At 32.3% G+C, this 23,135-nt stretch carries 10 protein-coding genes; 5 read left to right on the top strand and 5 right to left on the bottom strand.

The window, feature by feature from the left end; genetic code table 11:
• Nucleotides 1-3,366, bottom strand: a complete 3,366-nt coding sequence (mfd, locus tag ACWA1B_RS03360) for a transcription-repair coupling factor (RefSeq protein WP_456904460.1) — start codon at nt 3,364-3,366, stop codon at nt 1-3.
• Nucleotides 3,363-3,962 carry a hypothetical protein gene (locus tag ACWA1B_RS03355; protein ID WP_456904459.1) on the bottom strand — a complete coding sequence of 200 codons (600 nt, stop codon included), beginning with the start codon at nt 3,960-3,962 and terminating at the stop codon, nt 3,363-3,365. The genes mfd and ACWA1B_RS03355 overlap by 4 nt, the downstream gene beginning before the upstream one ends.
• Before the next feature lie 321 nt (nt 3,963-4,283).
• Between ACWA1B_RS03355 and ACWA1B_RS03350 the strand changes: the two genes are divergently transcribed.
• A complete protein-coding gene (locus ACWA1B_RS03350; RefSeq protein ID WP_456904458.1) occupies nt 4,284-5,222 on the top strand; it encodes an L-threonine 3-dehydrogenase in 939 nt (312 codons plus the stop codon).
• Between the two features lie 74 nt (nt 5,223-5,296).
• On the opposite strand, the gene ACWA1B_RS03345 is transcribed toward ACWA1B_RS03350, so the two are convergent.
• The gene (locus ACWA1B_RS03345; RefSeq protein ID WP_456904457.1) at nt 5,297-7,177 is read right to left on the bottom strand and encodes a M1 family metallopeptidase; all 1,881 of its coding nucleotides are present in this window, start codon (nt 7,175-7,177) and stop codon (nt 5,297-5,299) included.
• A 61-nt stretch (nt 7,178-7,238) separates the two neighbouring features.
• Nucleotides 7,239-8,873: a S8 family peptidase gene (locus tag ACWA1B_RS03340; RefSeq protein ID WP_456904456.1), complete on the bottom strand. Its 1,635-nt coding sequence runs from the start codon at nt 8,871-8,873 to the stop codon at nt 7,239-7,241.
• A gap of 291 nt (nt 8,874-9,164) precedes the next feature.
• Between ACWA1B_RS03340 and ACWA1B_RS03335 the strand changes: the two genes are divergently transcribed.
• From ACWA1B_RS03335 to ACWA1B_RS03320, 4 genes are all read left to right on the top strand, one after another.
• Nucleotides 9,165-15,914 (top strand): leucine-rich repeat domain-containing protein, encoded by a 6,750-nt coding sequence (locus ACWA1B_RS03335; protein ID WP_456904455.1) that lies wholly within the window; start codon nt 9,165-9,167, stop codon nt 15,912-15,914.
• Nucleotides 15,915-16,063: 149 nt separating this feature from the next.
• On the top strand, nt 16,064-19,558 hold the full coding sequence (locus tag ACWA1B_RS03330) for a leucine-rich repeat domain-containing protein (protein ID WP_456904454.1): 3,495 nt from the start codon (nt 16,064-16,066) through the stop codon (nt 19,556-19,558).
• A 2-nt stretch (nt 19,559-19,560) separates the two neighbouring features.
• Nucleotides 19,561-20,253, top strand: coding sequence for a fibronectin type III domain-containing protein (locus ACWA1B_RS03325; protein WP_456904453.1), 693 nt, complete (start codon nt 19,561-19,563; stop codon nt 20,251-20,253).
• A gap of 145 nt (nt 20,254-20,398) precedes the next feature.
• Nucleotides 20,399-21,418: a DUF481 domain-containing protein gene (locus ACWA1B_RS03320; protein WP_456904452.1), complete on the top strand. Its 1,020-nt coding sequence runs from the start codon at nt 20,399-20,401 to the stop codon at nt 21,416-21,418.
• 70 nt (nt 21,419-21,488) lie between these two features.
• Here ACWA1B_RS03320 and ACWA1B_RS03315 read toward each other — a convergent pair whose 3' ends face one another.
• Nucleotides 21,489-23,129, bottom strand: a complete 1,641-nt coding sequence (locus ACWA1B_RS03315) for a hypothetical protein (RefSeq protein ID WP_456904451.1) — start codon at nt 23,127-23,129, stop codon at nt 21,489-21,491.
• Nucleotides 23,130-23,135: the final 6 nt, after the last annotated feature.

The raw sequence follows: 23,135 nt of genomic DNA, 5'->3' as shown, positions 1-23,135 counted from the left end.
TTATTCCTCAAACAACTCCATCAACTCCAAAGCACGTTTTATCGACTTCACATTTTCAAAAGTCAACAATAAACGTAATCCGTTTACGGTTTGTTTTTCTTTCATTTTGCAAAGATTACTATGCTTCTGAACAAAATTCAAGACATTTCTAAATTTTACTGATTGATAATAATCAGATTGTTGGTCTGAAACGAAATAACCAATCATTTTGCCTTGTTTCAGAACTAATTTTTCGATTCCGACTTTAGTAGCAATCCATTTTATTCTGATGCTGTTTAATAACGAAACTGCTTGTTTTGGCAATGGTCCGAAACGGTCGATTAGTTTTTTCTCGAATTCCTGTAAACCCGCTTCGTCTTTTATAGCACCTAATTCGTTGTATAAAACCAAACGTTCCGAAACATTATTGATATATTCATCTGGGAATAAAAGCTCAAAATCAGCATCGATTTGAATTTCTTTTACGTATTCTTTGGTATCGATATCATTTTCTTCCGGATATAAATCTTTGAATTCGTTTTCCTTCAATTCTTCGATCGCTTCGTTCATGATTTTCTGGTACGTATCAAAACCAATTTCATTAATAAAACCGCTTTGTTCTCCACCTAATAAATCTCCAGCTCCACGAATCTCCAAATCTTTCATCGCAATGTTGAAACCGCTTCCCAATTCGCTGAATTGTTCCAATGCCTGAATACGTTTTCTTGCATCTTCTGTCATTGAGGAATACGGGGGGCAAATGAAATAACAGAATGCTTTTTTGTTGCTTCGTCCTACTCGACCGCGCATTTGGTGCAAATCTGACAATCCAAAATTATTGGCATTATTGATGAAAATTGTGTTCGCATTTGGAACGTCCAATCCGCTTTCGATAATTGTGGTGGCTACCAAAACATCAAAATCTCCGTTCATGAAACCTAACATCAATTCTTCGAGTTTCGCACCGTCCATTTGTCCGTGACCGATTCCGACTCTGGCATTTGGAACCAATCGCTGAATCATTCCTGCGACTTCTTTTATATTTTCAATTCTATTGTTGATGAAGAAAACCTGTCCGTTTCTTTGAATTTCATACGAAATTGCATCACGAATTATTTCTTCATTAAAACCAACAACATTCGTTTCAATCGGATAACGGTTTGGCGGAGGCGTTGTAATTACAGATAAATCGCGCGCCGCCATTAATGAAAACTGAAGCGTTCTAGGAATTGGCGTTGCCGTCAATGTCAACGTATCAACATTCGCTGCAATCGTTTTTAATTTATCTTTTACGTTTACTCCAAACTTTTGTTCCTCGTCAACAATCAATAAACCTAAGTCTTTAAAAACTACATTTTTGTTTACCAATTGATGTGTTCCAATAACAATATCAAGTTTTCCTTCGGCTAAATCTTTTAAAGTTTGTGTTTTTTGTTTTGCGGTTCTGAATCGGTTTAAATAACCAATTGTCACCGGCATATCTTTCAAACGTTCTGAAAAAGTTCTGTAATGCTGATAAGCCAAAATAGTCGTTGGAACTAAAACTGCCACTTGTTTACTATTATCAACCGCTTTAAAAGCCGCACGAATTGCAACTTCCGTTTTTCCGAAACCAACGTCACCACAAACTAAACGATCCATTGGGCGATCGCTTTCCATATCGGCTTTTACTTCTGCTGTTGATTTGGTTTGATCTGGAGTATCTTCGTAAATAAACGAACTTTCTAATTCGTTTTGCAAATAACTATCAGGCGCAAATTGGAAACCTTTTTCTAAACGACGTTTTGCATACAACTGAATCAAATTGAAGGCAATATGTTTAACGCGCGCTTTGGTTTTCTGTTTTAAAACTTTCCAGGCGTTCGAACCAAGTTTATATATTTTCGGAGGCGTTCCGTCTTTTCCGTTGTATTTTGAAATTTTATGAAGCGAGTGAATGCTCACATACACAATATCATTATCGGCATAAACCAATTTTATAGCTTCCTGCGTTTTTCCTTCAACCTGAATTTTCTGTAAACCACCAAATTTCCCAATTCCGTGATCGATATGCGTTACGTAATCGCCTACAGAAAGCGCCGTTAATTCTTTTAAAGTAATATTCTGTTTTTTAGAATATCCGTTTTTGATATTGAATTTATGATAACGCTCAAAAATCTGATGATCGGTATAAGCCGTAATCTGATTTTCTTCATCAATAAATCCTTGGTATAAAGGCAATACAATTGTATGATATTGTTTGCGGATATTCTCGGAATTAGCTTCATCCAAAGATTCAAAAATATCATGAAAACGTTTTGCCTGAGTGTCATTCGAACAAAACAGATAATTCACATATCCGTTAAAATGATTTTCGCTCAGATTATTCAACAATAAATCAAATTGTTTATTGAATGACGGTTGAGGCTGAATGTGAAATTCAAACTTTTTTGTGGTTTTATAAACCGGTCTTGAAGCCAGTTCTACAACTGAAAAATCCAAAGATCTTTTTATAAATGACGCCTGATTTAAAAACAATTGATCTGGTGTAGCATGTTTTATTTCTTTCGACAATTTCTCAAAAGCTTCTTCTGCTCTTGCGAATTGTTTGTCCAGCTGACTAAAAAGTCCTTCGGTATTTTGAATAAAAAGAACAGTTCTTTCGGCAATATAATCTAAAAAACTCTCCCGATTTTCCTGAAAAAGCTTGTTTTCGACATTCGGAATAATCGTGATTTTTTTATGAGTCTGAACTGATAATTGTGTTTCAACATCAAAAGTTCGGATGCTGTCTACTTCATTTCCGAAAAACTCAATTCGGTACGGATGATCATTTGAAAAAGAGAATACATCGACAATCCCCCCGCGAACTGAAAATTCTCCGGGTTCTGTAATAAAATCAACTCTTTTAAATTCGTATTCAAACAAAACTTCGTTAATAAAATCAATCGAAATTTTATCGTTTAAAGCTACTTTTAAAGTGTTTTTATCAAGTTCTCTTCGCGTTACTACTTTTTCAAAAAGTGCTTCTGGATACGTAACAATTACTGCTGGTTTTTTTCGGGAATTGATTCGGTTTAAAACCTCAGCGCGAAGCAAAACGTTGGCATTGTCAGTTTCATCAATTTGATACGGACGACGAAATGAAGCGGGATAAAACAAAACATCCTGCTCGCCAATCATTTGCTCCAAATCGTTCAAATAATACGCTGCTTCTTCTTTATTGTCTAAAACAACCAAAAAAGGCAATTCGGTTTTCTTAAAAACAGAACGAATTATAAAAGAAACCGAAGATCCTAGCAATCCGCTAAGGTTCATTTTTATCTGATTCCCTTCTAGCAGACTTGATGCAATCTGCTCCGCTTTTGGCAAATTGTCGTAGGTAGTATATAAGGCGTTTTTACTCAATTTATTGATAAATTTGGATCTACTTTAGCATTCGGAATTGCTCTTGTTGTATCTAGCATTCTTAAGAAATCTTCTTCTCCTTGCTCTTTCGGGATTTTGGCTTTCTCAACAATTTTATCCATTTGTCTTTCTAATGAAATAATTTCTTTGTTGATTTCACCAATTAAAAAAGTTACTTTATCATCTGGAACGCTACTCAAATTGATAAACAATTCCATCATTTTGACTTTGGTAATCAAAATTGAAATTCGACTTTTTATTGCAGGCTGATTCAGTTCGGCCGGAATATTATTGTTTAAGGCCAACGCTTTTTTTGAAATCGCTTTTGACTTTTTTTGAAATGCTCCGATTGTTCTTCGCGGTTTTTCTCCAATTTCTTTTAAAAATTCGCGCCATTCATTCCATGTGCTCGCATTTTTCTCTGCAGCTTCATTAATTGGCTCATCGATAAAAGTCCACGCTTTATTTATATTATTGAAGATTTTCTCATTCTTTTTGGCTACTTTTTGTTGTTCTGCAAGTCGTTTTGCATTTTCATCCTGACAAGATTGCAACACAAAAACCAAAAGTAAAAAAAGAGATATTTTAAATTTCATCTGATAAAACATTAAGCTACAAAGTTACAAAGTAAATTTACAATTACGAAGGCTGTTTTTTGCCAAAGATTCTATAATTCTATTAGCGCTGAGAATCACAAATTAAGATACTTTTTTTTGCACTTATCATCAATAAGAATGATTTTTAGAAACAATTTTTCAAAGGCACATGGGCACACTCTTGCAGACACAAAGACACACCCTTGAAAAAGAGAATTATCCAACAAAAAAACTTTTTCATTATTGAATTTATAATTTATGATTCTAAAAAACATACGTAATTGCGAAAACGTTATATTTGTATCTCTAAAAAACTAGAAAATGAATCCAAAAATTTTGATCATTGGTGCTTGCGGTCAAATTGGGACAGAATTAACCCAGAAATTGCGTAAGTTATACGGAACAGAAAATGTAATTGCTTCTGATATTCGAAAATTAAATACTGACGTTGTTAATTCGGGCCCTTTTGAAGTCGTCAATGCTTTAGATTTTAACCAAATTGAGCATTTGGTTGAATTGCATCAAATTACAGATGTTTATTTGATGGCTGCGCTTTTATCGGCAACGGCAGAAAAAAATCCAGCTTTTGCATGGGATTTGAATATGAATTCTCTTTTTCATGTTTTGAATTTAGCGAAAGCAAAAAAAATTAAAAAGATTTTCTGGCCTTCAAGTATCGCTGTTTTTGGCCCAACAACTCCAAAAGAAAATACCCCCCAATATACAGTAATGGAACCTTCTACGGTTTACGGAATTAGTAAACAAGCTGGAGAAAGATGGTGCGAATATTATCATAATATTTATGGCGTTGATGTTCGCAGTATTCGTTATCCTGGCTTGATCAGTTGGTCTACGCCTCCGGGCGGCGGAACGACAGATTATGCTGTTGATATTTTTTACAAAGCAATCGCCGATAAAAAATACGAATGCTTTTTATCATCTGAAACCAAAATGCCGATGATGTATATGGATGACGCGATTGATGCAACTATCAACATCATGAAAGCACCGGCTGAAGAAATCAAAATTCATTCGTCATACAATTTAGCGGCAATGAGTTTTACACCAACTGAAATTGCAGCCGAAATCAAAAAACATATTCCGGAATTTGAAATTACTTATAATCCAGATTTCCGTCAGAAAATTGCAGACAGCTGGCCAGCAAGTATTGACGACAGTTCTGCCAGAGAAGACTGGAACTGGAAACATACTTTTGATTTGGAAACAATGACAAAAGATATGATTGAACACTTGAGTTAAGCTTCAATTATTCTAAAATAAAAAAGTCCCGTTTATTAATTTAAACGGGACTTTCTTTTTATTCTCTTTTGAAATTATTTCACTTCAAAAACATTATTTGCAGCTTTAATATCAGCCATTAATCCACTTGGATCGATTGTGATTTTTTTGATTGCAGTTTTGTTCTTGTCAATTGAAAAACTGTAGTTTGACTGTGCCCAAGCCCAATCTTCTAGAACTGTTCTTTTCTCGTTTGAATTTGGGTTTGGTTTGATAAAATTCATCATTCTTAAAGGAATGTAGAATGTTTCAGAAGTTCCGTCAGTATAATCTACTTTCAGATCGATTGGCATTGGCATTCTTCCAATTCTTTCTAAAGTAACAGTTGTTTTTCCTGCATTATCAGCAACATCTTTAATTCCGTAATCAATTGTATTTGCTGTTTGTGCCCAATCAACCAAATACCAATCTAGTTCAGCACCAGAAACTCTTTCTGCTGATCTTTTGATATCATTTGGAGTTGGATGCTTGAATTTAAAATCGTTGAAATATCTTTTTAAAGTTGCGTCAACATTTTCTTTTCCAATTACATATTCTAACTGAGAAAGAAAAATACTTCCTTTTACATAAGATGAAATACTGTACGGACGATTTTCATCATAACGATCACCGTGCGTCGTTTGCGGTTGTTCTTTTCCTGAATTTACTAAACTGTAATAAGCAGCATAATTTCCTTTAAACGGATTTACTTCTTTTTTGTCTCCTTTTAATTCGTTCAAAGCACTGTCTTCGATGTAAGTTGTAAAACCTTCATCCATCCAAGGATGTTTTGACTCGTTTGAAGCCAAAATATGCTGGAACCAAGAGTGACCTAATTCGTGTGTTGCAGTTCCAAGAATTCCTTCAAGAGTTCCGCTTCCTAACATTAATGTACACATTGCGTACTCCATTCCGCCGTCTCCACCTTGAATAAATGAATATTGTTTGTACGGATATTGCCCAACTCTGTGGTTGTAATAATCCATAACTTTTACCATTAAAGGCTCTAACTGTTTCCAGTTTCCAGTTGTTTTTTCATCATTTTTGTAGAAGAAATGCAAATCAACATCGTTTGGTCCTTTTACAATATCGTGTGTATATGCTTTATCAGCAGCCCATGTAAAATCGTGAACATTTGGTGCGATAAAATGCCAAGTCAAAGTTTTTGCTTTTTTCGGATAAACAACCGTTACGCCAGCATCTTCGTAACCGTGTCCAATTGAATTTTTATCTTGTAAATATCCTGAACCTCCAATTGTATACTCTTTATCAATTGTAATTTTTACATCAAAATCTCCCCAAACACCGTGAAATTCTCTTGCTACATAAGGATCTGCGTGCCATCCTTCAAAATCGAATTCGGCTAATTTTGGATACCATTGTGACATTGAAAGTTCAACACCTTCTTTATTATTTCGTCCAGAACGACGAATTTGAACCGGAACCTGACCATCAAAATCTAACGTAAAAGTAGTTTTTGAACCTGGCAAAATTGGCTTAGCCAAAGTTACCTCCAAAATCGTTGAAGACAATCTTGTTTGAGCGGCAACACCATCTTGCTTAAAATTGCTAACCTTTAAGAAACCAATTTCATTCGGCTTTAAAGTCTCAATTCGGCTTTGTTTGATTTCTTTTCCTTCAGCATCTTTAACTTTATTCACCATTCTTGCATCTGGGTCTTTTATAGAATGCAGACGAGCGTCCATTTCGCTTCCTGGTTGAAATGCATTTGGATACAAATGATAGAAAACTTTTCGTAGAGTATCAGGAGAATTATTAGTATAAACTAATTCTTGTTTTCCTTTATATTGATAGCTTTTTACATCCATCGATACTTCCATTTTGTAATCTACGTGTTGTTGCCAGTAAGGAGCACTTTGTGCAAAGGCAGAGTTTAAACCCAAACTCAGAAAGGATAATAGTATTATTTTTCGCATGGTTATTTTAATAAAATGGAAGGGCTGCCACCCTTCCACCGGATTAGTATATTTTACTTGATTATTTTTTTGACATTTTTTCAGCCATTAGCAAAGCATTATATGCATTTACCATTTTCGCCGTTTTTGAAGATTCAGTCGAAGAAACTGCAGCTGGTTTTTCACCTGGATTTTCACCTTCGCCCAAAACTACTTTTGAAGGAAGCGCCACTCCAGAATCCATTAAAATTTGTTTTACCTGAACTGCTTTAAGATTTGGATAATACGAACGAATCAATGCTGCTACTCCTGCTGCATTTGGAGCTGCCATTGAAGTTCCTTGCAAATATTTGTATTTATTGTTTGGAATTGTTGCATAAATCTCTTCGCCCGGAGCAAAAACATCGACATTTATTTTTCCGAAATTCGAGAATCCTGCCACTACATTTTCGCCGTATTCTTTATTGATCGCACCAATTGTAATAACATTGTTTGTAAACTCTCTTACGTTATCTTTCGAATCATTTGGGTAATTGATATTTTTAGTTTCATCAATATTATAGCCGTCATTACCTGCTGCGTGCACGATTAAAACATCTTTTTTTGCTGCATAACTCAAAGCATCATAAACCCAGTCTTTGTGCGGAGAATAGCTTTTTCCAAAACTTCCGTTGATTACTTTTGCTCCGTTGTCAACCGCATAACGAATTGCCAATGCAATATCTTTATCATATTCATCTCCATCAGGAACTGCTCTTACAGTCAAGATTTCAACATTATTTGCTACACCGTCTCCGCCTAAATTATTGCCACGAACCTGCGCAATAATTCCAGCAACGTGAGTTCCGTGAAGTGCTTTTTCTTTATCTGGGCCAAAAACAACATTATTTCCGTAATGGTTGTTTTTGATATCATCTGGGTTATCGCCAACAACTTTTCTTCCGTCGTATTCTTTGTTTAAATTATAGTCGATTTCGTCATAAACCTGTTCTCTGTATTCTTCAAAATCAGCCTCAGGATCAAAAGTTGGGCCTGCATTTGTAAAAATCTGAGTCATAACCATTTTAGATCGCGCTACTTTTGGATCTGTCGATGCTAAAGTGCTTAAATCCTCAATTTTATATGTTTTTTTATTAAGCTCTTTTTGAATCGTTTTATGAACCTCCAATAAGAAATCAACTTGTTGTTTATTCTTTAAAGCTTCCTCATATTTCTCATTATATTGTGCCAATGCAGCTTTATATTGCGCAGAACCATCATCACCCTTTTTTACAATACGCGTCAGTTCAAGATTTTCGTGAACGGCATTTCCAAGAAAATTCCAACCATGAACATCATCGATAAATCCGTTTTTATCATCATCAATTCCGTTTCCTGGAATTTCTTTAGGATTTATCCAAATCTTTCCTTGTAAATCTTCGTGCTCGATATCAACTCCAGAATCTACAATTCCTACAATCACTTTTTGACCTGTTTTGCCTTGCAATAACTCGGCGTAAGCTCTGTCAACACTCATTCCCGGAATAGAATCTTTTACTAAATCAAGATGACTCCATCTTTTCAGTTCATTTTCAGTAACCGGTGCTTTTTTAACAACAGCCAAAGGTGCTTTTATAAACTCTTTAGAAGCAGCTGATTGCGCTTGTAAAGTTGTTCCGCAACCTGCTAAAACCATTAAAGCAAAAGCAGATAATTTAATAGGTTTAATGTAACTCATGTAATCTTAATTTAATATCAAAGTTAAAAGATGCGCCTAAATTAGGATTTTTTGTTACAAAAAGCTAACCATTAACACTGTCTTATGATTATTTAAATTTACTTTAAGGAAACGGAAAGCTAACAAAAGGCTCTTTAAATCAAATACTTAAAAATATTCTTATAAAAACTAGAGCCTTTTTGTTCTTTGAATTTTTTTAAAATTTGATCAAATAGTATCGTTACGGTTTTCCGTAAGGAATCTCCGCTAAAATTAGTTATTATTGTCCGACCAAAAACCTAAATCTATTCTATGAAGACAAAACTACTTTTCTTGCTTTTATTGGCTAACTTTTCTATTTATGCACAGTATACAGCGATTCCTGATATTAATTTTGAAAAAAAATTAATCGCTTTAGGAATTGATTCTGGTGTTGTCGATGGACAGGTTCTTACCTCTAACATTTCTAAATTGACGGTTTTAGATGTTCAAAACAGTTCAATTGCCGATTTAACTGGTATTCAAGACTTTGTCAGTTTAGAAAAACTTATCTGCCGTGATAATTACATTACCACACTAGATATAACAAAATTGACGGCTTTGACCACTTTAACTCTTTACAACAATAAATTAACAACAATTGATCTCTCAAATAACACTAAATTAGATTGGTTGGATATTCAAAGTAATCAATTGACCAGTTTAGATGTTACCAACAATACTGCATTAAAGACTTTTTATTGTACTTTTAATAAGATTACCAGTCTTGATATTTCTAAAAATATATTATTGACAGATTTTTCTTGTACTTTAAACCAAATAACAAGCTTAAATATAACTAACAATACTGCATTAAAAAGTTTATACTGTTCTAGTAATAGTTCATTAACCGCTTTAGATCTTTCTAAAAACATCAATTTGATTAGTCTTGACTGCTCCGCTACAGGCATCAAAAGCATTGATATTTCTAACTGTCCAAAATTAACTTCTTTCAAAGCTAGCGATGCCAGTTCTTTGATTTCTTTAAATGTAAAAAACGGAAACAATACTAATTTTACAGCTTTTGATATTAAAAGAAGTTATGCTATCAAATGTGTTCAAGTAGACGACCCAACATATTCTGATCGTTACTGGTTAAGCTTAAAAGAAGCTACAGCATCTTTCAGTACTAATTGTTACGGTTATACTGCTATTCCAGACCCTAATTTTGAGAACAAATTGATTTCTCTTGGAATTGATAAAGACGGAAAAAATGGAAAAGTCCTAACATTCGATATCTCAAAAGTTTCATCGCTTAATATTGCGTCAAGTTCTATTACTGACTTAACCGGAATTCAGGATTTTGCTGCTTTGAAATCTTTAAATGCTTCCTATAATAAATTGACAAGTATAAATGTTTCCCAAAACTCACAGCTAGAGGTGCTGCAGGTATATAACAATCAACTAGCTGTTTTAAATGTTTCGGCAAATAGCAAATTAAAGGAATTGGATTGCCAAAGTAATTTATTGACCGCTTTAGATGTTTCACAGAATACAATTTTAGAGCAGTTGTACTGTTTTAGCAATCAAATTACGGCTTTAGATGTTTCTAAAAATTTACAGTTACGCGGATTAGAATGTGGTGAGAACAAATTGACTTCTTTAGATCTTTCTAAAAATACGCTTTTATATTATCTTGAATGTTACTCAAATTCGTTGACAACTCTTAACATCAGCAAAAATACTGCATTAACGACTTTAAATTGTGAGCAAAATCAGTTACTGAATCTTGATGTTTCTAAAAACACTTTGCTTGACGCAGTATATTGCGGAAAAAATAAAATCAGCAATTTAGATTTTTCCAAGAATACAGTTCTGACTGATTTAACTTGTAACGATAATAACCTCTATACACTCAATCTAAAAAACGGGAATAATACAAAGCTAAAAGCTGCTTCAACAAAGCTTAACAATAATCCTAATTTAGCGTGTATACAAGTAGATAATGCTGCTTATTCAACAACAAACTGGTCAAGTATAAAAGATGTTTCGGCGATTTATAATGAAACTTCATGTCCTTCCACTCCTTATACTGTAATTCCTGATCTCAATTTTGAAAAAACTTTAATTGCTAAAGGAATTGATTCTGGAACTCCTGACGGACAAGTCTTAACGTCAAATATTAGTTCAGTAACTACTCTGAGCCTTTATGATTATCCTATATCAGACTTAACCGGGATAGAAAAATTCACATCTTTATCCAGCTTATATGTATCTAACAGTCAATTAACCAACATAAATTTATCTCAAAATACAAAACTGAAAAATTTAAATGTTGGAAATAATAAACTCACTAGTTTAGATCTAAGTGCGAATACTTTGTTGGAGACACTTGATTGCTCGAGAAACCTATTAACAAGTTTAAATCTTTCAGCAAATAGTAAATTGACAAATTTAAATGCATTTACTAATCAAATAGCAAATTTAGATTTATCTCAAAATACGCAATTACAAGATTTAAATATCAGTACTAATAAAATTTCTAATTTAGATATTAGTGCTAACGTTTTATTACAAACTCTTGACTGTCGATTAAATACACTCACAGTTTTAAATGTTTCAAAAAACATTAATCTAACTACCTTAAATGCGGCGAGGAATCAATTAGGAAGTTTAGATGTATCTCAAAATACACAATTACAGAATTTAATTGTTAGCAGTAATAAATTAACAAGCTTAAATATTGATAACAATATTGCTTTAACAAATTTAAGCTGTGACAATAATAAGCTCACAAGTTTAGATATATCAAAAAACACACATTTAACCTCTATAATTTGTCATTACAATCAAATTGCCGTTCTGGATGTTTCAAAAAACACCTTATTAGCGGAATTAATGTGTCATGGCAATAAATTATCTGTTTTAGATGTGTCATCAAATCCTGAATTGAATTTACTGGATTGTTTAGATAACAAATTAGTTTCTCTTGATATTTCAAAAAATCCTAAAATAAACGAATTGGCTTGCCAAAATAATCAGCTGCAAAACTTAAATTTAAAAAACGGTCATAATGATATTTTGGATCTAACTTTTTCAGATTTTAAAAATAACCCTAATTTGTATTGTATTGAAGTTGATAATGATGCTTATTCTAACACAAATTGGATGAATCTAAAAGATGCTACGGCTACTTATAATACAAACTGTTCTTCAATGTTTACGCAAATACCTGATGTGAATTTTGAGAAAAAATTAATCGCTTTAGGTATTGATTCTGGTGTTGCTGACGGAAAAGTTTTAACTAAAAAAATTACTGATGTTACTAGTCTAATTATATCTTCAAGTTCAATTTCAGATTTAACGGGAATTGAATATTTTACTTCTTTAACATATTTAGGATGCGATTCAAATAACCTAACAACTATAGATGTAAGCAAGAATACGGCTTTAATAGAATTAAGCTGTGGTGGCAATAAATTGACAACTTTAGACTTAGATAAAAATATAGCTTTAAAAAGATTACATTGTTCATCTAGTCAATTAAAAACTTTAAACATCAGTCATTGTTCAGAATTAGAATTCTTAAAATGTTCTGAAAATTCCCTAGCGTCTTTAGATTTAAGTAATAACAGTAAGTTACAAATTTTAGATTGTAGTAACAACCAATTAACTAATTTATCACTTGACAAAAACGTAAATTTACTCGCTTTAACTGCCGAAAATAACCAATTAACAACATTAGATGTAAAGGACAATCTTATTTTGGATTTATTAGATTTTAGTGGCAATCAGATAAAAACAATAGACATCTCAAAACAAAAAAACCTAACTCAATTATTTTGCGGATCTAATGACTTAAAAATGTTAGACGCTAGCCAAAATAATGCTTTAACTATTTTGAATTGTTCAAATAATCCGTCTTTACAAAATTTAAATTTAAAAAACGGAAATAACAAAAACTTCCTAACTCAAGCTCTGAAATTATCTAATAATCCGACATTAACTTGTATTAAAGTAGATGATGTCGATTACTCAAATAATAATTGGGCAGACGCAAAAGACACAACCGCGAATTACGATTTAGATTGCCCTGACTTTTTCACTCTAATCCCGGACAGTAATTTTGAACAAAAATTAATTAATTTAGGAATTGACACAGATGGCCTTAATGGAAAAGTCGCAACTTCTTCTATTAATTATATTGTTTCCTTAGATGTGGCCGACAGCAATATTTCAGACTTAACAGGACTACAGGATTTTGCATCGCTAAAATACTTTTTCTGCGACCGCAATAAACTGACAACAGCTGATTTTAGTAAAAATTTAATGTTAGAGAATATTGGGATTTTAGATAATGCTTTCACAAGTATAGATGTAACAAAAAATACCAAACTTCATACTCTAGAACTTTCTAAAAACCAAATTTCAACGGTAGATTTAAGTCAAAATACAAATCTTCAAAGATTAGGCTTCGAGAATAACAATTTAAAAGAAATTGATCTGAGCCACAATACTGAATTATCGTTTGTAAGTGGTTTTGGGAATCAGTTAACCAATCTTGATCTTTCAAAAAACACAGCATTAGTGACCTTAAATGTATCAAATAATCAATTGGTTGAATTAAATTTAAGAAATGGAAATAACACCATCTTAGACTCCTCTTTAGATCTAAAAAACAATCCAGGTTTAACTTGTATTTTAGTAGATGATGTCGCTTATGCAAATAAAAATTGGACATCTAATAAAGATGCTGCAGCTTCATTTTCATTGGACTGTTTACCTACATATACCTTAATTCCTGATGTTAACTTTGAGCAAAAATTAATTTCTCTTGGTTTAGATTCAGGCGCAACAGATGGAAAAGTTTTAACATCAAATATTACTCCAGTTAAAGGACTTGATCTTTATTATTCTAATATTAGTGACTTAACTGGAATAGAAAATTTCAAGGCATTAGATTCTTTAAATGTAATGTCAAATAAATTGACGCATTTAGATGTTTCTAAAAATTTGGCATTAAAACATCTTGTTGCCAACTATAATAATTTAACAGCGATTGATCTTTCCAAAAATGTCGCTCTTGAATACTTAATCATTTCTAATAATAGTTTAAAAGCCATAGATGTTTCAAAGAATCTTAATTTGCAATATTTTACTTGTTCATCAAATCAAATAGCAGATGTTGATGTTTCAAAAAATAAATCATTAATCTTGTTTAACTGTGAAGCAAACCAAATAACAAAAATAGATGTTTCTAAAAACACTTCTCTTACTAATTTTCGCTGTTCAGATAACCCGTTGTTGACCAATGTAAATTTAAAAAATGGAAACAATGGCTCAATACAATTGGAACCTTATGTCATTAACTTCACAAAAAACCCTTTACTAACATGCATTGTGGTTGACAATGCCATTTATTCTAATGAAAAATGGTCTACTTTTAAAGATGCTACAGCCTCCTACTCAACTGTAGATTGCGCTCAAATTACGGCAATACCTGATCCAGTGTTTGAAGACAAATTAATTGCTTTAGGAATCGATAAAGATGGTAAAAACGGAACTGTTTTAAACAGCAGTATTTCAAACGTAACTTCTTTAAATGTCTTGAATAGTACTATTAAAGACTTAACAGGAATTAAAGGTTTCACAAATTTACAAACTCTTAATTGTAGCGCAAACCAATTATCAGCGCTGGATATTTCACAAAACAAAAGTTTGACTTCTCTTGATTGTAGTAGCAATAAATTAGTTTCTCTTAACCTGAAAAATGGGAACAATAAAAACTTTACGAACAATTCTAACTTTACTAAAAATTTAGATTTAAGCTGCATTCAGGTTGATGATCAAACTTATTCAAACCAAAACTGGACAAGTTTCAAAGACAATACAGCAAATTACAACGTAGATTGTACATCTTACACAATGCTTCCAGACAGCAGTTTTGAACAAAAATTGATTGATTTAGGAATCGATAAAGATGGTCTTAACGGAAAAATTGCTACCGCCGATATTAGCAAGATTACATATCTAGATTTGTCAAATTCTAATATTACTGATTTGTCTGGTTTAGAAAATTTTACAGCTCTAACTTATTTAGATTGTGATAATAACAATCTGACCTCAATTGATGTCAGCAAAAATACGTTGCTAACAAAACTTTCATTAAACAATAATAAACTGACGAGTTTAGATATTTCTGCAAATACTGAATTATTCAATCTTGCGTTCAGTATAAATCAAATCTCATCAATTGATTTATCTCAAAATAAAAAAGTTCACTATGTAATTGCTGACCGAAATTTATTGACTAGCATTGATTTTTCTGCAAATCCTGAAATAGAAACGATTTACTGTGGTCAAAACAATCTAACGTCATTAAACGTATCAAACTTGCCAAACCTAAAAGATTTGAATTGTATTTATACCAATATTTCACAGCTTGATGTTACATCAAACTCTAAACTAGAAAATCTATATTTCAATAATGCTAAATTGACAACATTGGATTTAAGCGGAAATCCATTATTGAAAAGATTGAACGTGAGCAATAATCAGTTAACAACTTTAGATATTTCTCACAATCCTCTATTAGAGCTTATTTTTGTTGAGTTCAATCCTTTAGTGTCGCTGAACGTTAAAAACGGTAATAATAAAAACTTTATCCTACCAACTCAAACCGGTAAAAAAACAGAAACCCCTATCTATACAAGTTTCTTAAACAATTTGAAACTTAGCTGTATTCAGGTAGATGATGTTGGCTTTTCGAATGCTAATTGGGCTGGAATCAAAGATCAAACAGCAACTTATTCTTCAACATGTAAATCTTTAGGCCTTGAAGATTCCGTTTTTAACAAAGCTTCAATTTATCCAAATCCTACAAAAGGCGAAGTTAACATTCTAAATGTTTCAGTTGAAAAAGTAACGGTTTATAATTCAGCTGGTCAATTAGTAAGATCGTTTACTTTAAATGTGTCAGATCTTAATAATCAAATCGATTTATCTGGATTGCCAAGAGGAGTTTACTATTTATATCTTATTAATCAAGATGCTGCTTCGGCAAAGAAAATTGTAGTTGAATAATAAATTCAAAATAATAATTAAAATGTCCCATTTTCAATTTTAAGAAAATGGGACGTTTTTTTTGCATAAAAAACGAGCGCTTACGCTTTCCCGTAAGGAATACTAACTTAAAAGAGGTATTCTTGCGCGACCAAAATTAAATTTACTCTATGAAAACAAAACTACTCTTGTTGCTGTTTTTAGCAAATTTTTCAATTTATGCCCAAACCAACTTAGTTCCAAACGGAAACTTTGAAATCTGGACTTCATCATCGCAGCCAGATAATTGGTATCGTTATTTAAACGGATTAGCTTCTCAAAGTTCAATTGCACAAAATGGTGCGTCGAGCACCAGCATGACAATTTCCAATGGAACATTAAACTTCATTAATAGTGAATTCTTTCCGGTAGTGGCCGGCAAAACCTATAAAGTAACTTTTTACCATAAACTGGTAAAAGGAACTTTGTCTTCTATTGATTTCAGTTTACAACATAAACCTGGTACTTTCAAAGAAGTACTAATCAAAAAATCAGATGTCACTTTTTCTACTACAGAATGGAGAAAAATTGAATTCGATTATACTCCAACTGTTTCTGAAAATATTGAAGTTGATGTCTGGACAAATGGAAATCAGAATGCTGAAATATTGGTGGATAATATTTCTATGGTAGATATCACTGAGATTCCAGTACAATACACATTAATTCCGGATGTAAATTTTGAAAAGAAACTTATTGCTTTAGGAATTGATTCGGGTGCTACTGATGGTAAAGTATTGACCTCAAAAGTAGCTGCTTTGACTTTTTTAAATGTTGGAAACAGCTTAATCACTGATTTAACAGGTATTCAGGATTTTACTGCTTTGACTTCATTATATGTTTATGGAAATCAACTGAAAAGCATAGATATATCGAAAAATACTGCTTTAAAAATCTTAGATTGCGGTACAAATCTACAATTAACCTCTATAGATGTTTCTAAGAATGTAAATTTAAACTCATTAGAGCTTACTAATTGTAAATTAACGTCACTAAACGTAACCAATAACAAAGCTTTGACTTCGCTTAGTTTTGGCAATAATGCTATAAAAACAATAGATGTTTCTCAAAATACAGCATTAGCCTCTTTAAGCTTCTCTACAAATCAATTAACTGCTCTTGACATTTCTAAAAACACAGCTTTAACAAAATTAAATTGTGGATGGAATTCACTGACTTCGCTTGATGTTACAAACAATTTGCTCTTAGCAGAATTATATTGTTATTCAAATAAACTAACAAACTTAGATATTACAAAAAACATTAAGTTGACTAATTTACAATGTAATAATAATCAAATAGCTACATTGGATATTTCAAAAAACATAAGTCTTCAAAGCTTGACTTGTGTAACTAATAATCTTCAAACTATTGATACTTCAAACAACCCGGAATTACTAGCATTTGAATGTTATCAAAACCAAATTACAAGTCTTGATGTTTCTAAAAACACAAAACTTACTATTTTAAGACCTTTTTCAAACAAAATAACAAGTTTAGATGTATCTAATAATAAAGCATTAATCATATTAGAAACTCAATACAATAGTATAAATAATTTAGATGTTTCTAAAAATCCAGCTTTAACAAAATTAAACATCAGTAATAATTTAACTTTATCTCAGGTAAATCTAAAAAACGGAAAAAATACACTTATAAAAGCAAGTGATTTAATTCTTACTTCTAATCCGTCCTTGACTTGCATAATTGTTGACGATGTTACTTACTCAAATACTAATTGGGCAACAAGTAAAGAATCATCTGCTGATTTTTCTACTACCGAATGTGAAGCTCCTGCTTACACGCTTATTCCTGATATAAACTTTGAAAGAACTTTAATCAAAAAAGGAATTGACGCTGTTGAAGATGGAAAAGTATTAACTAAAAGAATCGCTTCAATTACAATTTTGAATCTAAGCGACTACTATACTAATTTAAAAATTGAGGATTTAACCGGACTTCAGGATTTTGCTGCTCTTGAAGAATTGACATTACCGAATAACGGAAATGGTGTCTTAACTAGCATTGATGTTTCCAAAAATTTAAAATTGAAAAAATTAAATTGTAATTCTAACAAACTTGCCAGTTTAGATGTTTCTAAAAATTTAGCTTTAACAGACTTAAATGTTTATTACAATAATTTAACGACATTAGATGTATCAAAAAATCTAGAATTAAAAAGCCTTACTTGCTCTCTTAATAGATTAACGACATTAGATGTATCAAAAAATCTAGCTCTTACAGAATTATATGCTGAAGGATCAAACAAAGAAGGCTCCTATTCATCACAACAAGGTTTGCTGACAACTATAGATCTTTCTAAAAATCTAGAATTAGAAAGACTGAGCTTGGCCTCGAATGAAAAAATAGTTAATCTTGATGTTTCTAAAAACATAAAATTAAAACATATTTCGGTAAATGGAAATGGATTAACTAAAGTGGATTTCTCTGCAAATACACTTTTAGAAAGTTTGTATTGCAACACAAACAAACTAACTAGTTTAGATCTTTCTAAATACCCGGCTTTGACGACATTAGACTGTTCTTATAATCAAATCAAAACTATTGACGTATCTCAAAAAACAAATTTGAAATATCTAAATGTTTGGTCTAATGAACTAACCTCTTTAGATGTTTCTAAAAACACTGCATTAGAGCGTATTTATTGTCCTTATAATAAGCTTACTACATTAGATTTGTCTAACAATCCTAATTTGCTTCAGGTTCTTTGTACCGGTAACAATTTGATGAAGTTAAATTTAAAAAACGGTGGAAACACAAAAATGACAAATCAGAGTTCCAGTTTATTTGGAGGCAATCCTAATTTGACTTGTATATTAGTTGATGATGTTGCCTATTCTAATGCAAACTGGTCTAATTTTAAGGATCAATTTGCAAATTATAATACAGAATGTGAATTTAGCTTAGGTCCAAAAAATTTCGCTATCGAATCTAAAGGAGAAACTTGTGCTGGAGAAAACAATGGACAAATCACTGTTACTGCAACTGCTCAATTACCGTATACAGCAACCGTAAACGGAACTTCAAAAACATTTGTAAATAACAGTTTACAAATCACAAACCTTGCTCCTGGAACTTATACTGTAATTATTGCCGTTACAGGAGAAACTTATGAGCAGACTTTTAATATTGTAATTCCAAAAGCGGCAACTATAGCAGGAAAATCAACTATCGCTTCTAAAAAAGTAGAAGTTGAAATTACTGAAGGAACAGCTCCGTTTACTGTATTTGTTAATGGTGAAGCTCAATTTCAAACAACTGATTCTAATTTTAGTTTAGAATTAAATCAAGCTGGATTAGTCGAAGTTGCTACTTCAAAAGCATGTGAAGGTATTTTTGCCAAAAAAGTTTCTTCTTCAGAATTAGGAACAATGCTTTCTGCATATCCAAACCCAACTTCTGGTGATGTTGAAATTGAAATCCCAAACAGCAAATCAGAAACTGTAATCGAAATTTTCAACTTTGGAGGACAAGTAGTTTCTAGGGAAACTTATAATACAGAAAACGGAAGCGCATATCTAAATCTTTCCAATCTTCCATCTGGAATTTATGCTGCAAAAATTTATCTTGAAACTCCGGAATACGTTAAAATTATAAAAAAATAAAAATGAAGAATTTTATATATCTATCAATAATCAGTGCTTTATTTATTTCTTGCGGAGGAGGTTCAGATGATCCTGAAACACCTGCAGTAAATGTAGCGCCAAGTGTACCAGTATTAACTTCTCCGGTTGACAATAAATTATGTTTAGACAATACGGTTTCGTTTTCATGGAACAAATCTACGGATGAGAATAAAGATGCCATAACCTATCAAATTCAAGTTGCAAAAGACAATGCTTTTACACAAATCGTTAAAACATTTGATGGAGCAGATAATACCGCCTCAATTGCATTAGGCAAAAACACTGCTTTTTACTGGAGAATAAAAGCAATAGACAGCAAAGGCCTAACAAGTGCTTATTCGTCAATTTTTAAATTTTATACTGCTGGAGATGCGGTTGTAAATCATCTTCCATTTGCTCCAGAATTGGTTGCTCCGGTTTTAAATTCTGCTTTAAATGCAGGAACTGTTTCTCTAAAATGGAATGCTTCTGACGTTGATACTGCAGATGCTTTAACTTATGATGTTTACTTTGGAACAGCAAATCCACCAACAGCAAAAATTGCTGAGAACAAACCAGAAAAGACATTTGATACCACAATTGAATCTGGTAAACAATATTTCTGGAAAGTTGTTGTAAAAGACAATAAAGGAGGCGAAACTGTTGGTCAGGTTTGGAAATTTAAAGCCAATTAACATTTTTTTATTACAATTTAATTAACTTAAAAAATCCCATTTTCATTCAGTTGAAAATGGGATTTTTTTATAATAGCGCATCACATTGCATTTTTATTTCTAACTTTAGTCTTATAAGCTGACAACCAAAGAAATAAAAACCGATATGAGGAAAATCATACTTTTATTTTTTCTTTTATTTTTCTTCAAAGCCAGTGCGCAGACCTCTGATACATTAGTATTGAAAAACAATGACATTCTTGTTGGCGAAATAAAAATAATGAACAAAGGCGTTGTTCAAATTGAAACCGATTACAGCAAAGATGATTTTAAACTGGAATGGAAACATGTAAAAAGCATTGGCTCTGAAAGAATTCATATTATCAATTTGACCAATGGAGTTCTCTTAAATGGAAAAATTACAAAAACCAAAGCTCCTTATAAATGCGAAATTACAAATGTCGAAACACAGATCAAATCCATAATCGACCTCGCTGATATTGTATATATAAAACCTGTTGATGAAAGCTTTTGGGACAGACTTGACGCCAGTTTTGATGTGGGAATAAAATTAACTAAAGCGCAAAACTTACAGCAATTAACGGCAAACGTAAACTTAGGCTACACGGCCAAAAGATGGTACGGCACGGCAATGTACAAACATCTGCAATCCATTCAAGATGACAGCGACCCAATTCGAAGAATTGATTCCGAATTGAGCTATGTTCATTTGCTCCCAAAAGATTATTTCATTCCATTATCGATTACTACTTTATCTAATACCGAACAGGACATCGATTTACGTGTTATATCAAAAGCAGGATATGGAAAATTTCTTATACACAGCAATAAAAAATATTGGGGAGTTGCCCCAGGATTATCTTTTAACCACGAAAAATTTAAAGATACAAGCGAACCCAATAAAAGTTTGGAGCTTTTCATTGGAACCGATTTTAATCTGTACGATATTGGCGATTTCAGCATTCAGACAAAAGCTACTGTTTTTCCGAGTATTACCGAAAGCAAAAGGGTTCGTACCGATTTTTCTTTAGATACAAAATATGATCTGCCTTTGGATTTTTTCATCAAGCTTTCGTTTGTTTATAACTACGACAATAAACCAAAACCCGGAGCATCAAAAGATGATTATGTTTTCCAGACGACTTTTGGATGGAAATTAGATTAAAAACTTCGAAACAAAAAAGGGCTGTCAAAAATTGACAGCCCTTTCTTCAAATTGTAATTTAAAAAGTAAATTATGAGTTACCACATAATTTCGTGTAATCGTCAAACATTTTGATATAAGTCTCTTTGTTTTCAAAATCGTAAGCACCTTTCTCAATGTTCTCAATCATTTTTGGACAATCAGAAAAATATTCTTTTAATGCTTTTCTTCTTCCTAAGAAAATTGGAGGACAAAAGAACTCATCCTCGATTGATTTTTTCAAAGTAAAAGCGTCTTGCGGGAAAAACTCATGATATAAAGAAACTTTTCCGCCTTTTTTTACTTCTTCAAACATTGAATATCTTTTTGAACTTGTTTCTGGCTTGTCTCCAAATGAAATTGCCGAAACTCCTCTTCCTGTTTTACCTACAATGTACATTCTTCCTTCTTCATCTTTGATATTAACTACTTTTTTCAAGTTCGTTCTCTCCGGTTTTTTCTGTCCTTCAACATAGATATAAACACTACTTTTTTCAGAACCAATTCCGTCCATCATCGATCTCAAACCAGATACTGTTTGCTCTGTTCTTAAATCTACCAACTCAGGATAATCGCTGATAACTCTAACTTTACCCTTCCAAACTTTAGAATCTGTATCTAAAACTTCCCCAGGGAATTCTGCATATCTAAACGCTGTTGCCGCTTTTTTGTATGAAGGCAAAACTGGTTCTTGAGGTATTGCCTCAATAGTAAATGCTTTTTCAGTCAATTTTTTGTATTTTTCAATATCTTCAACTACGCTGGTCATGTAAGGGAAATCAGTTCTCATACCTAAGAAGCTTTTTTCATTTTCTTTTATTCCAGGCAAGTACTTTGAAGCTTCTTCTACATTTCCTAAAAGGATGTAAGTTGCTGCTAAATTATAGTTTGCGCTAAATCTGATTTGTTTTGCTAAATCTTCATCACTTTTATCTTGAAAATTTACAAGTTCTTTCCAGAATTTTTGTGCTTCACCAAATAAATCTGCCCAATTTTCTCTATCTACATCAACTAACGTTGGCATAACCTGAAGCGACTGATTGTATTCATCGATATTAAATGTTGATTTTGATTTTTTCTTTTTCTCAATATCAGAATATCTCAGTTTTGTAATTTTTGGTCCATATAAATAAAACCCTTCAAATTCTTCAATCATACTGTAGAAATTGTCAGTCAATATTTTGTATGTTAAATTATCATAAGTCTCAGACGGATTTATAACATACATGCAAACTTTAGGAGTAGTATATCTTTTGTAAATTACTTTTCCTGTTTTGTCTGTAATTTCTAAATTAGACTCTAAACCAATGTAATATGCCGGAGCTTTTTGATAGGTGTTTTGTACATAATCTTCGTCGTTTACAAGTTCAAAACGAGTCAGATTGTACTTTACTTTAAAATCGCCTTCTTTCTGTTTTTTCAAACCAGAAATTGAAAAAGCTTCATAATATTTTTCTGCAGAATAAGGAATTTTTCTATTGTTCATACTGTTTTCCAATCCAGGCGCAAGGTCTAGAATCATCTCGTATGATTTGTATTTTCCGTATTCCAGATTTGTTGGTGGCACAGGACCACGCAAATTAAGTGAGTTTGATAACACTGCTTTACCAAACCAACCTGTAGATTGTGCGCTTACTGTCTGAGTGATTCCTGCGAGTACAACAAATAAAACAATTTTTGTAATTTTTTTCATGGATTT

This window comes from Flavobacterium xizangense, from assembly GCF_054075145.1.
This window is presented reverse-complemented; position numbering and strand designations above follow the sequence as displayed.

Bases quoted from the DNA above. Each gene is read 5' to 3' on its own strand.
- ACWA1B_RS03325 (WP_456904453.1), top strand. From the start codon at position 19,561: ATGAAGAATTTTATATATCTATCAATAATCAGTGCTTTATTTATTTCT.
- ACWA1B_RS03345 (WP_456904457.1), bottom strand. From the start codon at position 7,177: ATGCGAAAAATAATACTATTATCCTTTCTGAGTTTGGGTTTAAACTCT.
- ACWA1B_RS03355 (WP_456904459.1), bottom strand. From the start codon at position 3,962: ATGAAATTTAAAATATCTCTTTTTTTACTTTTGGTTTTTGTGTTGCAA.
- ACWA1B_RS03315 (WP_456904451.1), bottom strand. From the start codon at position 23,129: ATGAAAAAAATTACAAAAATTGTTTTATTTGTTGTACTCGCAGGAATC.
- ACWA1B_RS03350 (WP_456904458.1), top strand. From the start codon at position 4,284: ATGAATCCAAAAATTTTGATCATTGGTGCTTGCGGTCAAATTGGGACA.
- ACWA1B_RS03330 (WP_456904454.1), top strand. From the start codon at position 16,064: ATGAAAACAAAACTACTCTTGTTGCTGTTTTTAGCAAATTTTTCAATT.
- ACWA1B_RS03340 (WP_456904456.1), bottom strand. From the start codon at position 8,873: ATGAGTTACATTAAACCTATTAAATTATCTGCTTTTGCTTTAATGGTT.
- ACWA1B_RS03320 (WP_456904452.1), top strand. From the start codon at position 20,399: ATGAGGAAAATCATACTTTTATTTTTTCTTTTATTTTTCTTCAAAGCC.
- ACWA1B_RS03335 (WP_456904455.1), top strand. From the start codon at position 9,165: ATGAAGACAAAACTACTTTTCTTGCTTTTATTGGCTAACTTTTCTATT.